Here is a 347-nt window from a genome sequence, read left to right as displayed (position 1 = left end):
TGGAGTTCGACATATCTGAAAGCCGCGGCGGGAAAACGCTCCGTCCCGATCGAGTTTTCCCCTGACAAGGAATTCGCACTTCCGGAGCGCATCGGAAAAGATCGCATTCACTCGAAATTTGGCCGCTTTATCGACTATCTGCTCGACGGCGACGCCAGCAGCCCGACAACCTATTATCTGGCGCAGGTCGATACGTTGCAATACCTTCCCGAGCTGGTCGGCGACATCGTCCGGCCCTCGTTTGCACCACTAGCGGAAATCATGCGACCGCCCTATCTGTGGATGGGGATCGGGGGCAACGCGTCGACTCTGCATTACGACTCCTACGACAACCTCTACGCGATGGT

At 57.1% G+C, this 347-nt stretch carries 1 protein-coding gene; it reads left to right on the top strand.

What is annotated here, in order from left to right; all coding sequences use genetic code 11:
* On the top strand, window positions 1-347 hold a 347-nt coding region (locus KVT39_RS36635), incomplete at both ends, for a cupin-like domain-containing protein (RefSeq protein ID WP_217591445.1).

This window comes from Burkholderia sp. GbtcB21 (assembly GCF_019091065.1).
GTDB lineage: Bacteria > Pseudomonadota > Gammaproteobacteria > Burkholderiales > Burkholderiaceae > Burkholderia > Burkholderia pyrrocinia_C.
The sequence above is the reverse complement of the archived record's forward strand: the minus strand, read 5'-3'. Positions and strand labels throughout refer to the sequence as shown.